The organism is Chitinophagales bacterium (genome assembly GCA_019694975.1).
Classification (GTDB): domain Bacteria; phylum Bacteroidota; class Bacteroidia; order Chitinophagales; family UBA10324; genus JACCZZ01.
Map to the genome: position 1 here is coordinate 516,789 of JAIBAY010000001.1, position 12,913 is coordinate 529,701.

Genomic DNA, 12,913 nt, shown 5'->3' on the forward strand with positions numbered 1-12,913 from the left:
TCATGTTGCAGGGTGTTAATCCTTCCACTGCAGTGTACTGATCAGTTTTATGATATCGGGCTTGATAAAATCCACCACCGGCGCAATGGAATCGGCATTTGGTGTATTATAAAAATAGAGCGAGCCGCGTAAAAAATGCCTTATGCTGTCGGTGACAAAAAACTGCACTGCCGATGCGGCGTTTCCACCTACTTCATAGTAAATGCCCGAAACATGATTAGGTGTGTGCAGCAGGTTTTCATCTATGTAATCCGCTTTAATGGTGTGCTTGAAGGTAAGCTGATGGGCGTCTTCCACCAGTTGCTGCAACATCTCCTTGCCTGCTATCTCCTTATAACTCAAATACAAATTCCCATTCAAAGCAGGAAAGGAAATATTGAACCAGCAGGGATTGTCGGGCACGGTATCCAGGAAAACCGTGTCGCGGTTGATGACGCCATAGGTAGGATATTCAAAAGTAAAAGGGCATGTGGCGCTTTCGAAATGCTGATAACCTCTTTGCGGCATAACAATCTTAAAATAACCTCTTGGCTTCGGCGTATAGGAATTACCGCAACCCATCACAAATAAAAAAATGAGGATAAAAGAAATCGCGGAGACGCGTGAACTGCCTGCTAAGACGGATGTAATCACTGACTGTGCCTGCCTGCTTTTCATGATAATATATCAGGCTTAGGTTCCAACCTCGTCACCTTCACCGAAGTGATGCGGTAATTTTCTACCGATAATACGGTGAACAGGAAATTCTCATACTGAACGGATTCATTCGGCTGCGGTATTGTGCCGCGAATCTCCAGTATCAACCCGCCCAGTGAATCAGTGTCGCTTTTCACATCATCGAAAAAATCTTCAGGCAGGCTCATCATCTTGCAGAAGTCGTTGATTGGTGTTTTAGCTTCGAAGATGAAATTGTTATCATCCACCTTCGTGTACTCCAGTTCAATTTTTTCATCGGTTTCATCGCGTATGTCGCCGATGATCTCTTCCACGATGTCTTCCAGCGTTACCAGCCCTGCCGTGCGGCCATATTCATCAATGACAACCGCCATATGGCGCTGATTGCTTTGCAATTCTAAAAGCAGTTGTGAGATTTTTTTTCCTTCCGGAACAAAGTAGGCCTCGCGGATCAGTTGCTGCCAGTTCTGATTCGCCGGTTCCTGTAAAAATGCGAGCAGGTCTTTCGTGTAGAAGATGCCGATGATGTGATCGAGGTTATCACGATAAACAGGCAATCTTGAATAACCCACTTCGCGAATAGTTTTAAGCAATTGTGTGAATTCCGTTTTTTCATTCAGGCAAAACATATCTATGCGTGACTTCATGATCTGCCTGACCACTATCGTCCGGAACTTAAGTATGCCCTGCATGATAGGAATGCCATCATCATGCCCTGTTGTCTCTTCCACCAGTTGCTCTTCGGGTTTTTCCATCACCTCTTCTTCAAGGCCTTCATTGGCCCTGCTGAAGCGCTTTTCGATGAAGTAAGATGATTCAATAATAAATTCCGTAAACGGGAAAAAGAGCCGGCTCAGCAGGAAGAGCGGAGTACCCATGGTCTTTGACCACATGATATTATTTTTACCGCCGAAAAATTTGGGAAGTATTTCCTGGCAAACGAGCAGCAATAAGATTAATGCCAGTATTTCAAGCAGGTATTCCAGCCAGGAAAAAGAAGAGCCCCCAAACAGGTGAATGCCGATTCTTACCGCAATGAATAGCACGGTTACATTCACCACCATCTGCAACATCTTAACCAGCACCAGCAGCTGACGCGGCCTTGCCATAAGGTGTTGTATATGGCGAAACGTGCGGGGACTCTTCTTCTCTAAATCAGCCAACTCACGGGACGTAAGGGAGAAAAGTGCATGCTCTCCCCCGGAAATCAGGAAGGTGATAAACAGCAGCAGTATCACTGATATAATAAGTAACGATACATCTACCGGAACCGAATAAATAAGTGCCAGTGGCACTATCAACCGGTCCGAAACTGCCACACTGCCTGTAAGATCCAAATGAGTTTTGCTTTAGTCAGACAACTTTAGAAGGGAAGGTCATCCGCTGCCCCGACCGTTTCAGGTTCAGGCTCACTAGTCCCGCCAGAACCTTCGGGCTTGCGATCGAGCATGTTAAAAGTGTCGGCAACGATCTCGGTGCGGTAACGCTTGATGTTATCCTTGTCTGTGTAGTTGTTTGATTTGATTTTCCCTTCCAGGTAAATAGCACTCCCTTTTTTAAGGTACTTCTCGGCAACTTCAGCAAGTTTCCGCCAGCACACAATGTTGTGCCATTCGGTTTGTTCTTTGCGTTCGCCGTTTTTGTCATTGTACACCTCAGTGGTGGCTAACGTGAACTTTGCAACGGCAATACCACCTTCGAGGTGGTTTACTTCGGGATCTTTTCCAAGATGCCCAACGAGGATAACTTTGTTAATGCCTCTCATAAGAATAAAATTTTGGGTTAAGAAATAAATACAGAGCTAAAATAACATTTTTTTGATTCGATGCCTGAAAAAATTACTCATACAAGGCAGACTTGCCATCTTGTTTTAACAGGTACGATGACAATATGGAGAGTGCATAACGAGATGGACATTTGCGTTACATGCATTTCATATTAACAACATGGAAATTTCCGGGAGATGTTGAAATTATGCCAGTCCACGGCTTCGCATAACAGCGTGACTTACCTGTTTCAACTTTCTACTGCTGCCAGATATTTCCTGATCACCACCGGGAAAGCCAAGCCTGCCAGCGATTTTTTTTTCACCTTCAGCCATCCTTCCGGCAACTGCAGACGGCTTTTCTTCAGCTTTACACTGAAAAAACGCGCATGAATAGACTGGTGCGTCAGCTGTTGACGCATTACGCCGGAAGCTGATCTGATGTTCAGCTTCCTTCCGTCAAAAAATGTATTTCGCTTCCAATGCTGCTCAAACCGACTTCCTGACATTGGTGCTTTTGATTCGAGCAGCGGAAACTGATACAAACCTTTCCAGATATCCTTACTGTCACGCCTTTCCACAATGATTTCCTCCTCATTTTCCAGCACCAGGAAATTGAACCACCGGTTACGCATCGTTACCTTTTTTTCCTTCACCGGAAAATCAAACACTGCATTTTTTGAAAAAGCAACACATTCCATTTTAAAGATGCAGGCATCACAGGAAGGATTGGCAGGCTTGCAAACCAGGGCACCAAAATTCATGATGGCCTGATTGTAATCTGCCGGATATTTTTTATCGAGTAGCTCTTGTGCCAGCGCTGAAAATATCCTTTTACCGCTTGTGGAATCCGCCGCTTCCCTGATGCCGAAATACCTGGCAAGCACACGAAAAACATTTCCATCCACGACCGCATACGGCAGGCTGTAAGCAAAGGAGGCAATCGCTGCCGCTGAATAAGCGCCAACACCTTTGAGCTTCAATATTTCATCATATGAAGACGGGAATTGCCCATCATATTCATTCACTACCTGCCTGGCAGCTGCGTGCAGGTTGCGGGCACGTGTGTAATAACCGAGACCTTCCCATAGCTTCAGCACTTCATCTTCGGCCGCACCGGCAAGATGACGAATCGTAGGAAATCTTTTCGTCATGCGCTCATAGTATGGCAGTCCCTGCTCCACACGCGTTTGCTGCAGAATAATTTCCGACAACCATATTTTATACGGATCGTGCGTATTTTTCCACGGCATGCTGCGCGGGTTTGCTGCATGCCATGCTAATAGTTTTTTGGCAAAGGAATTATTCATTGCTGTGCAAGAAGCACAAAATTGAGAAAGGTTTTATAAGTTGTTTACTGCAGGAAGCTGCTGCCGGATTACATTGCTTGTGGCTGAACCGGTTTTCCTGCAAGGAAAAGTTTCCATGGATTCCAGTAATAGGTAGTCCATCCTTTCTTGATGCTGTCAGCATGCTTATCCGGAAGATTCGCATGCACCATTTGCAGTATTGCATCCTTACCGCTTTGTTTAATAGTGAGCAGGAAAATGGAATCCGGATCTTCCTGCTCCCATTCCGAAGCCCGCCATGTTTGAACAATCATCTTATTTTTCACCAGCAGCAGGTTTTTGCCCGTGATATATCCGCCGCTTGCCGTAAACTTAGTCCCCTCCTTTTCCGTAATCCTGGTGGGATAGCCTGTTGACGCCGTATGCTTTTTTGCATCCATGTACAATTCATATAGCACATTAGTGGCAGTGTTTTTAAACACGACTTTTTGTGTGATGGTTTTTGCCATGACAATAGATTATTTGTACGGGCTAAAATAATGCTTTGGAAGAAATATCGGCAAGGTGAAATATGTTGTCGCTGCCACGACTGTTTGTTTTAGCCAAGGCTTGAGTTAGGTATACACCAGCAGCCTATGATTATTTAATAAAAGGAATCATCAATGTATAAGCACAAGGTTATTTTAATAAAACTGACAAAAGTTGATACAAAGCACGAACCGCTAAACTTGCCTGGGCCACTAACAATACCGGTAACCTTTTGCAGCTTGGCGAAGGTGCCGATTTTTAATGCAAATGGTGTTGCAGAGAACAAAACATTTATTCCCGCACAAGTCTTCCTTTCCTTGAGGTTATGCTTCGATTTGTGTTAGCTACGAGTTAGAGTGATAGAACGCGGACGCTGTAAAATGGAAAACACCGGCGGACGCTGGCGCCATGCGGTGTTCTCTTTATTAGTTGTGGCTTCGACAGGCTCTGCCACCGGCTAAGATTCAGGCACTGAACTTGTCGAAATGGTATTGTTCGTTTCAACAAGCAAAATGAACGATTACTCTTCGGTACCCTGAGCTTGTCGAAGGGTGCGATCAGGTGCACCAAATCGGGCATAGTTTTTTGAAAGCTCCGGTAATTTGCCGTACTGTCCATTTATCAACGCTTACTTCTTTTTGCGACTCCAACCCTGCACTTACTTTTCACACTAGAACGCTTCATCTATTTTCTCAGACTCTTCGCAAAAAAGCAACTTCACAGGCAAATGTTTCTTAGTGAAATTTGCCCCCTCACCTTTCTGATGTTGCTGTAAACGCAACTCAAGATTATTGGTGCTTCCTGTATAGTAAGCGCCATTGCCACATTCCAATATGGACATCCGGCCTTTAGACATCAGCAATATTTAAATAGAGTGCCAGAGGATACTCTCTCACCGGTGCTGAAATGAAAACACGCTTTATGTCGCTAGTCTTAACAGCGCTTACTGTAGGCTAAGACATCCTTCCCTTCAGGCCCTGGTAAGAATAACGCTAGCCTGTAGCTGACATCAGGCAGCATTGGCGACCATGCTTTGACCGCTGCTTTTTTGATATGATTATATCCAGTCCAATACAGCTTTTGTGAATTCAGCGTCTTCCACATCTCCAGTGTTGCGTGTTGTTGCCGGTTCAAAAAGCATTATGCTACATTCCACCGGTGCGACCGGACGATGAATCACACCACGAGGCACTATCAAAAATTCCCCTTTCTCGAGTCTCACCGTATGGTCTTCAAATTCCATATTAAACCAGCCATTCAATACGAGAAACATCTCATCTTCATGGTCATGCTTATGAAAAATAAATTCTCCTGAAAGTTTAACCAGTTTAACGTGTTGCCCATTTAGTTCAGCCACAATTTTTGGGCTTCGGTGCTCCGAAAAAAGTGACAATTTTTCTTCAATATTTACTTTATTCATTACTTGTTGTTTTTTGCTGATAATTTCCTAGAACGATTTTCGATTTGGCGAAAGTTGCGATTTTTAAGACAGATGTTAATGCACAGAACCAAACATTGACTAATTGCCAATATGCTTGCGGAGCGCTGAACCGCCACGCTGCCCAAACCACTGTTAGCTGTAGTTTTTCTTTTATCATTAAAAAGCTGTCATTATTTTACTGTCATCAAATATCCCATTACGATTCTTGACTGTCACTTGATATACTTAATTAGCTGTTGCAAGTGCTGATGCACGCATATTCAGTTCAATGTTTTGTTCACCGGCAGGTAAATCGTTTCTCTGCATTGTTCTTGCTTTTTCCCTTGAAGGTCATACAAGTCCAAAATCAGGTCAGCAGGTTGCACTAAGTTAATTGGAATGGTAGTTTGATTGGTATATGGGTTTTGAAAATTTTGTCCGAGTGCAAAATTCCTGGTGTTTTCCTTTTCCGGGTGTCCGATAACTGCTGTACCTGAGACTTGTACGGTAACTTCGAAATAACTTTCGTAATCACCCGTGGCGGTATGTGGCGTTAACGTGGCCATTTGATATTGGTAACCGTCAGAAAAAACATTGTCAGATGTCAAAGACATCGGGCCTGCTCCAGAAGTATATAAATCTGAGTTGGCAGCATACTGTGCTTGTTTGTCGGCTATTGGAAATGTAAATTGGGATATAGCCGCGTAAGAAGAACTAACAAAAACCTGAAAATGAATATGACAAATTCTGCCATTATACCAGCCATGAAATATGGATATAAACTCCACTTCTCCATTAGCATTTGTGAACTGAAAACCACTTAGATAAGTTAATCCTGCTACACCGCCCCCGTGCTTCCTCCTGAAGGCTTGCGCAGCGAGGTGGCGGGACACGTGGGAATTCTTGGTCTGTATCTCAAAATTAGCAATACACTTTCTTATCTTACATCGCCGCTGCGTCAAAATCGGAGGACATCCCGCGGAGGACATCCCGTGTTACGAGGATTAAAAATCCTCTTCTCATAAAGCCCGGATTACAAATCATAGGTGTTCGAAACCTTCAGAACCCATAACTGGCGTAACTTTCATTCATATTTCTATTAGGAAAAGTGAACATAAAATTCTATCTCAAATAGTCATGAACTATTCTCCCCTCAGGAAAAGCATGGTGCCAATTGTAACCCATTGCATTTTCAGTATAAAAATCTCTAAAGCAGATTGCCTGTAACGTATGCCCAGCAAGCTTTTGAGCATGTTCCGAACAGAAGTGATTACAAATCCGGACTAACGGGGAAAGAAGTTTGACCTTCTTAAATCATTTACTGAAAACTTCTAAATAGTCACAAAGAGCATCTCCTATTTCGAATAGACGATTACTTTCCGGCTTAAACTCAGACTTCCGGATTTAGCATTCAATATTAGAATACAACTTGGCAAGTTATAGGGTAATTGAAATGTGTAAGAGGCATTTGCAGTTAGCGGGATTGTTACAGTTTCTAGAACCCTTTGTCCGAGAGCATTTAGAACATCAACCGAAATTCCATTGGGATAATTATCATTCCCACTAACAAGTTGGACAGTATGAGTTTCTGCTTCATACACCATTGAAAAATTGATTCCATCCTGTTCTGAAATTCCAGAGCAGACAACCTGAATTACACTGATTGAATCAGTGGCAAAGCAACCGTTCGTTTCAACTGTAACAGCGTATGTACCCGGATTAGTAATGGTAATTGACGCGGAGGTTTCTCCTGTCGACCAAGAATAACTATCATAAAAATTTCCGACATCAATTAATAGGGACCCACCAACACAAATCACAGTGTCCTCCGGTAAATTTACTATAACAGGCTTTCCCATTATCACATTTATTGTATCATTTGCATAACTGCAACCATCAAAAACAGAAACCCAATATTGTCCCGGTTCATTTACGGTAAGTGTCGAAGATTGAGAACCATCAGACCAGAGATAAGACTGAATATCTCCGACAGTGGTTGGTGCAAGTGTTGTTTCGCCACCGGAACAAATACTCACATCAGCTCCAAGACTTACGGACAATACTCCATAAGGGCTTGGGTAAGAATGAATGGTTTGCAAATCACTTAAAGAAAGTTCACGATGATAAAATCTAAGCTCATCCATCGAGCCTTTATAATAATATGTTCCTGCCACAACATCATAAATTCCAGAGGCACCATTTGCTGAGGTGTATTCCATATCACTTCCTGAACCATCGTAAAACCCAGGGTCATATCCACAATCAACATACAAATCCATGTCTGTAGGGCCTCGCACCACACAAGCTATAAAATGCCATTGGTTATCATTTATCGGATAGATTCCACCTTTCGAACGTCTGTGTTCAGGACTAGTAGTTCCACCGTCACCATAATGTACTTCCAGCACACCTCCCCAGGAAACCTGGATTTGAAAGATTAATCCTGTGTAAAGATTTGTCGCGTTATCATTTCTAAAAAAAGTTCCGACATCTGAAGGAGTGTTGGGTTTTATCCAGGCTGTCAGACTTACAGGAAATGTCTCAGGCTTATATTTTGATCCAGCAATGTATTCAATGTAATCATTAACGCCATCAAATTTATAGGCAGCATTTGGGTTTCCAAACCGGTCTGTAGTGAGCGTCGCACCGTTCGCAGTTCCGTGATTTCCATTTCCGGATGCATCAAGAGCATCACCATCGAAGGGATAGTAGGCAATTAAACTGTCCGTCAATGGATTTTGAGAATAAGCATTGCATCCGAAGATGACTAAAGTTGCAAACATGAATAAGTTGTGTTTCATAAGATATAGTTTAGATTCGAAAGATAACAAGTTTTTTAATTGTAGGTCGCGTTTATGAAAAAAAAATATACATGCAATCAGGCTTACTTTTGTATCAAGCATTCAGATTTATTCTGATTAATGTTTATTCACATAACAAGGTATTTTTGGGGAAATTATCGCATCATGAAACGCAGTCTCTTCCACTCATTGCTGAATTGCAGCGATTTCGGAATTTGTAAATGAATCAGTTTTCTTGAAACATTTGCATTGATGCAAATACTATACATTCCAATTTGGAACATCTATGAAAAAGCAAAAACTCCCTAAGCCACACCATTTATAATTATCGCAAATAGCAATATGTTCTGCCGGAACACCACCAGCTGACTTAAAAGGCCCTGCAGCATATAGTTTATCTTCTTACGTAGTAATATCATAAATATTTCCATTTGCCCATCCTGGAACTGTGCCAGTGCCTCCACCCATTGAATGCCATGTTGTGCCATCCCATGCCTGAATATTATTATCCGCATTACCTTCTAGTGTGGATAATTCGCGTATGTTGACCACCCCAATTCGCCGCAAACTGACCACCCAAAGTTAAGTTGGATTAGTTGCGATAAAAAGGTTGTTTCATTTTGTTAAAAATAAGATTTTAATCGTTGCTGTTTTCTGATTTTTTCTGTTGATTTTTTCTTAAGGATTCTCCTTTGAGTTCTATCCGTTGTGCATGATGCAGGATTCTGTCAAGGATAGCATCTGCCACTGTTTTTTCTCCAATCACTTCATACCATTGTTTGACTGGAAGCTGTGAAGTAATGATAATAGAACGTTTGCCATGCCGGTCCTCTAAAATCTCCAGTAGAGAAGTTCTGCTTGCCTGATCAAAGGGCTGTATTCCAAAATCATCCAGGATGAACAAGTCCTGTTTTTCTACTTTGGCAAACTCTTACACCGCCCCCGTGTCTCCGCCTGAAGTCTTGCGCAGCGAGGTGGCGGGACACGTGGTAATTCTTGGTCTGTATCTCAAAATTAGCATTACACTTTCTTATCTTACATCGCCGCTGCATCTCCACTTGCGGGTAGGTGTTGTTAAGGACGAGAGATTGGGTTATTATGATTGACTCTTATTTCCCAAATATATTTATCATCTTATTTATGCCGGTAAAAACTATTAAGGATCTTCCCAATGAACTTTACTGCTGTACATTTACCTGCACTAATTGGCTGTCGTTGTTTGAAATTACCAAATCGTATGATAGAGTTTACAATTGGTTCAGCATTGCACACAAGTGTGGATTCCGAACTTGTGCTTTTGTCATTATGCCAAATCATTTACATTTTATCATCGCCACACCCTATCGCAATTCGAATTTGAATAAGCTTATTGGCAATGGTAAAAGGTTTCTGGCATACGATATCGTTGAACAGTTAAAGAAAACTGTATAAGCAAATTTGCTTCAGCAATTGGTTGATGAAGTTATTCCCAGTGACCGCAAGAGAGGCAAACTTCACCAGGTGTTCAAACCTTCATTTGATGGGAAGTCTCATTACCAGCGAAAAGATGCTTTTCCAAAACATAACCTACATACATCACAATCCGGTAAAAGGTAAATGGAACCTGGTTAGTGATTATGTTTTATTGGAGCATTCAAGCGCTGCATTTCATGAATCAGGAATATCCTGCAAATTTCCGCTAACCCATTATTCAGAAATTTTAAGTGGTTAGATGATAAATTATTTAAGACACCTATGAATTCCCCCGTGTCCCGCCACCGCTCAGCACAAACCTGCAGGCGGAGACACGGGGGCGGTGTAAAAAAGGCTGTGTTGGCAGTTAAATCAAGTGGAAATAGTCCTGCTGATTCAGCTGGAATGAAAGTGCAACCGGAAACCTTATTTCCATCATGCACATCCGCAAATATTTTGTTGGCAGTAATGTTACAGAAAGCCAACTGAATGACGATTATCATATAGCATACTGACAAAAGTCAACAAATGTTTTAAGAGTATAGCGACCTTTGACCCGTAAAGTAGTGAAACAATTATCGCACATATTATTGATAATCATTTTCCTTCCATACCTATTTCAAGGATTGGCATTTGTTGACTATTATGTTCGCCTTGAGTACTATTCGACAGTGCTTTGTGAGAACAAAGAAAAACCTGAATTGAAATGCAACGGAAAATGTCAAATTAAGCATTTTATCAATGATAATTATGGCGAAAGTAAAAAACCGACATTGCCCCCAAGTCAATTTAAATTTGAGGCATTGATTACCGACCCATCTGTAAAGAATGATTATAAATATTTAGTCAAGGCCTCTTCATTCAATATCTTCTATGATAAATTAATCGTGGAAGAAGGGGTTATCTTTAGAGTGTGGCAACCGCCAGAAAAAGAGTTTAATCAGGCATGAGATTTCTATTTCTGTCCGATTAAACTAAATAATGGAAAGCATTTGCATTAAAAATATTCAAAACTTTAAAAGTTAATAAACATGAAATCATTTTCAAAAATACCGCTATCATTAAGTTTATTCTTTATGATAGCCATTGTTTCCTCTTGTAAAAAGGAGGAACCCACACCCACACCCACAAAAGGTGATGTTAAGGTAGAGGTAAATTATGTGTTTGGTTCCAGTGCTTTGCCTTGGGATGTTAATCAAACCATGGTACATCCTGCAACAGGCGACACTCTTACTTTCACTGAATTTGCATTTTATTTGTCAAACGTAAAACTGAAAAAGGAAGATGGCACTTGGTGGTCTGAACCGGAGAGCTATCATTTAATTTGTGCTAAGTGCACAGAAAAAAACATGTTTATCATGAAAGATGTACCTGCCGGCATATACACCGAAATGGCCTATACCTTAGGTGTTGACAGCCTTCGCAATGTATCTGGCGCGCAAACTGGTGATCTGTCGCCAACAAAAGGAATGTTTTGGGATTGGAATACCGGCTACATTATGATAAAAGCCGAGGGTTCATCTCCTCAAAGTCCTACTGGAACATTTACATTTCACCTTGGAGGCTTTTCAGGGCCGAATAATATAGTTACACCCAAAACTATTACATTTGGAAGTGCTGTAGTTAATGTTGCAGAACCAGCTATACCTACTATTGTATTACAGGCAAATCCTGCTCGACTTTGGCATACTTCACCGAGCGTGAGCGTAACCAGTGCTATTCACATGCCTGGGCCCGAAGCAAAAATTATGGCTGACGATTTCTTTGGAAATATTTCATTTACAGAAATTAAATAGTTTGCCTTCTTTTTCTTTAGTAGTCTATTTAATCAGGAAGAGCAGTGCGCTGCTCTTCCTGATATTCCTTTTGTCATCATGTCAAAAAGATCTTGCCGAACCGCAAACGATTGACCCACTGAACAATCCTATTCGTCCGGCTCATTTTCCCCCTGCATGCTATAATTACGAAAACAATGCTTACTCCAAAAAGGGCTTCGAGTTAGGGCGTAAACTTTTTTTTGATCCTATACTTTCAGTAGATAATAGTATTTCATGTGGAAGTTGCCACCATCAAAAAGATGCATTTGCTGATGGAGGTCGGAAGCTAAGTATTGGCGTCTTTGGGCAAACTGCAGATAGGAACAGCCTGGCTATTATCAATATGGCATGGAATACTTCTTTTATGTGGGATGGAGGAATAAATCATTTAGAAGTTCAGCCATTTTCACCAATTATCAACCCTAAAGAAATGGGTGAAGATTTAAACAACGTAATTACTAAACTTCGCAGCCATTCTGAATATCCAGCCCTTTTTCAAAATGTATTTACGGAAACGCCCCTAGATGATCAACAATTGTTTTTTGCATTAGCTCAATACATGGGTAATCTTGTCTCTGCTAACAGTCGCTATGATAAATATATAAAGGGTGAGATTTCATTTTCACAAGATGAAATCATTGGGTTGAATGTTTTTCGAGCGAACTGTGCTGGATGCCATGAAGAACCATTATTTACCGATTACTCATTTCAAAATAATGGGTTAGATACTTTGTTTCTGGATAAAGGAAGATATCGAATTACTCAGGATAGCAATGACTTGGGTAAATTTAAGACACCGACACTTCGAAACATAATGCTTACAGCACCTTATATGCATGATGGAAGATTTGAAAATATTCAAGATGTAATTAATCACTATTCCGCTGGAATAAAATATTCCAATACATTATCTTCTTTATTACAAAATCATGTTGGGGGTATTCAAATGAGCAATTCAGAGAAACAGGCCTTAATTGATTTCTTGCACACTTTAACTGATTATGAATTTATAAGTAATGCAGATTTATCAGAATAGTATATTACGATAGCAAAATAACCTTTTTGTTAGGTGCGTAACTAAAAAATTGACTTGATGATGCTAACAAGGTAAACACTACTGCCAACAGCACCTACAAGAAATTGGCATTCCAGTGGTTAAATGAAGC

At 41.2% G+C, this 12,913-nt stretch carries 14 protein-coding genes and 1 pseudogene; 3 read left to right on the forward strand and 12 right to left on the reverse strand.

Going from position 1 to position 12,913, the window contains the following annotated elements; translation table 11 throughout:
* Nucleotides 1–15 precede the first annotated feature (15 nt).
* The 12 genes and pseudogenes from gldD to K1X61_02015 all read right to left on the reverse strand — a co-directional run bounded on the left by gldD (nucleotide 16) and on the right by K1X61_02015 (nucleotide 9,325).
* The gene (gene gldD, locus K1X61_01960) at nucleotides 16–657 is read right to left on the reverse strand and encodes a gliding motility lipoprotein GldD (GenBank protein MBX7107391.1); all 642 of its coding nucleotides are present in this window, start codon (nucleotides 655–657) and stop codon (nucleotides 16–18) included.
* Nucleotides 654–2,012, reverse strand: coding sequence for a gliding motility-associated protein GldE (gene gldE / locus K1X61_01965; protein MBX7107392.1), 1,359 nt, complete (start codon nucleotides 2,010–2,012; stop codon nucleotides 654–656). Before gldE ends, gldD begins: the two co-directional genes overlap by 4 nt.
* Nucleotides 2,013–2,038: 26 nt before the next feature.
* A complete protein-coding gene (locus K1X61_01970; GenBank protein MBX7107393.1) occupies nucleotides 2,039–2,440 on the reverse strand; it encodes a single-stranded DNA-binding protein in 402 nt (133 codons plus the stop codon).
* A 251-nt stretch (nucleotides 2,441–2,691) separates the two neighbouring features.
* The gene (mutY, locus tag K1X61_01975) at nucleotides 2,692–3,750 is read right to left on the reverse strand and encodes an A/G-specific adenine glycosylase (GenBank protein ID MBX7107394.1); all 1,059 of its coding nucleotides are present in this window, start codon (nucleotides 3,748–3,750) and stop codon (nucleotides 2,692–2,694) included.
* 68 nt (nucleotides 3,751–3,818) lie between these two features.
* Nucleotides 3,819–4,238 (reverse strand): SRPBCC domain-containing protein, encoded by a 420-nt coding sequence (locus K1X61_01980; GenBank protein MBX7107395.1) that lies wholly within the window; start codon nucleotides 4,236–4,238, stop codon nucleotides 3,819–3,821.
* A 689-nt stretch (nucleotides 4,239–4,927) separates the two neighbouring features.
* Nucleotides 4,928–5,113 carry a GIY-YIG nuclease family protein gene (locus K1X61_01985; GenBank protein ID MBX7107396.1) on the reverse strand — a complete coding sequence of 62 codons (186 nt, stop codon included), beginning with the start codon at nucleotides 5,111–5,113 and terminating at the stop codon, nucleotides 4,928–4,930.
* A gap of 201 nt (nucleotides 5,114–5,314) precedes the next feature.
* Nucleotides 5,315–5,677, reverse strand: coding sequence for a cupin domain-containing protein (locus K1X61_01990; protein MBX7107397.1), 363 nt, complete (start codon nucleotides 5,675–5,677; stop codon nucleotides 5,315–5,317).
* A complete protein-coding gene (locus K1X61_01995; protein MBX7107398.1) occupies nucleotides 5,670–5,855 on the reverse strand; it encodes a hypothetical protein in 186 nt (61 codons plus the stop codon). The genes K1X61_01990 and K1X61_01995 overlap by 8 nt, the downstream gene beginning before the upstream one ends.
* Nucleotides 5,856–5,958: 103 nt before the next feature.
* Nucleotides 5,959–6,570, reverse strand: coding sequence for a hypothetical protein (locus tag K1X61_02000; GenBank protein MBX7107399.1), 612 nt, complete (start codon nucleotides 6,568–6,570; stop codon nucleotides 5,959–5,961).
* A gap of 462 nt (nucleotides 6,571–7,032) precedes the next feature.
* Complete coding sequence (locus K1X61_02005; GenBank protein ID MBX7107400.1) at nucleotides 7,033–8,478, reverse strand: LamG domain-containing protein; 1,446 nt, start codon at nucleotides 8,476–8,478, stop codon at nucleotides 7,033–7,035.
* 305 nt (nucleotides 8,479–8,783) lie between these two features.
* Nucleotides 8,784–8,993 (reverse strand): hypothetical protein, encoded by a 210-nt coding sequence (locus K1X61_02010; protein MBX7107401.1) that lies wholly within the window; start codon nucleotides 8,991–8,993, stop codon nucleotides 8,784–8,786.
* A 122-nt stretch (nucleotides 8,994–9,115) separates the two neighbouring features.
* Nucleotides 9,116–9,325, reverse strand: a pseudogene (locus tag K1X61_02015) (ATP-binding protein).
* Between the two features lie 1,231 nt (nucleotides 9,326–10,556).
* Between K1X61_02015 and K1X61_02020 the strand changes: the two are divergent.
* From K1X61_02020 to K1X61_02030, 3 genes are all read left to right on the forward strand, one after another.
* Nucleotides 10,557–10,880, forward strand: coding sequence for a hypothetical protein (locus tag K1X61_02020; protein MBX7107402.1), 324 nt, complete (start codon nucleotides 10,557–10,559; stop codon nucleotides 10,878–10,880).
* Between the two features lie 81 nt (nucleotides 10,881–10,961).
* Nucleotides 10,962–11,726: a hypothetical protein gene (locus K1X61_02025; GenBank protein MBX7107403.1), complete on the forward strand. Its 765-nt coding sequence runs from the start codon at nucleotides 10,962–10,964 to the stop codon at nucleotides 11,724–11,726.
* Nucleotides 11,695–12,783 (forward strand): cytochrome-c peroxidase, encoded by a 1,089-nt coding sequence (locus tag K1X61_02030; protein ID MBX7107404.1) that lies wholly within the window; start codon nucleotides 11,695–11,697, stop codon nucleotides 12,781–12,783. The genes K1X61_02025 and K1X61_02030 overlap by 32 nt, the downstream gene beginning before the upstream one ends.
* Nucleotides 12,784–12,913: the final 130 nt, after the last annotated feature.

Excerpts from the sequence above, each read along its gene's own strand:
- K1X61_01990 (MBX7107397.1), bottom strand. The coding sequence starts at position 5,677 with ATGAATAAAGTAAATATTGAAGAAAAATTGTCACTTTTTTCGGAGCAC.
- K1X61_01985 (MBX7107396.1), bottom strand. The coding sequence starts at position 5,113 with ATGTCTAAAGGCCGGATGTCCATATTGGAATGTGGCAATGGCGCTTAC.
- K1X61_02010 (MBX7107401.1), bottom strand. The coding sequence starts at position 8,993 with ATGCGGATAATAATATTCAGGCATGGGATGGCACAACATGGCATTCAA.
- K1X61_02025 (MBX7107403.1), top strand. The coding sequence starts at position 10,962 with ATGAAATCATTTTCAAAAATACCGCTATCATTAAGTTTATTCTTTATG.
- mutY (MBX7107394.1), bottom strand. The coding sequence starts at position 3,750 with ATGAATAATTCCTTTGCCAAAAAACTATTAGCATGGCATGCAGCAAAC.
- K1X61_02005 (MBX7107400.1), bottom strand. The coding sequence starts at position 8,478 with ATGAAACACAACTTATTCATGTTTGCAACTTTAGTCATCTTCGGATGC.
- K1X61_01970 (MBX7107393.1), bottom strand. The coding sequence starts at position 2,440 with ATGAGAGGCATTAACAAAGTTATCCTCGTTGGGCATCTTGGAAAAGAT.
- K1X61_01995 (MBX7107398.1), bottom strand. The coding sequence starts at position 5,855 with ATGATAAAAGAAAAACTACAGCTAACAGTGGTTTGGGCAGCGTGGCGG.
- K1X61_01980 (MBX7107395.1), bottom strand. The coding sequence starts at position 4,238 with ATGGCAAAAACCATCACACAAAAAGTCGTGTTTAAAAACACTGCCACT.
- gldD (MBX7107391.1), bottom strand. The coding sequence starts at position 657 with ATGAAAAGCAGGCAGGCACAGTCAGTGATTACATCCGTCTTAGCAGGC.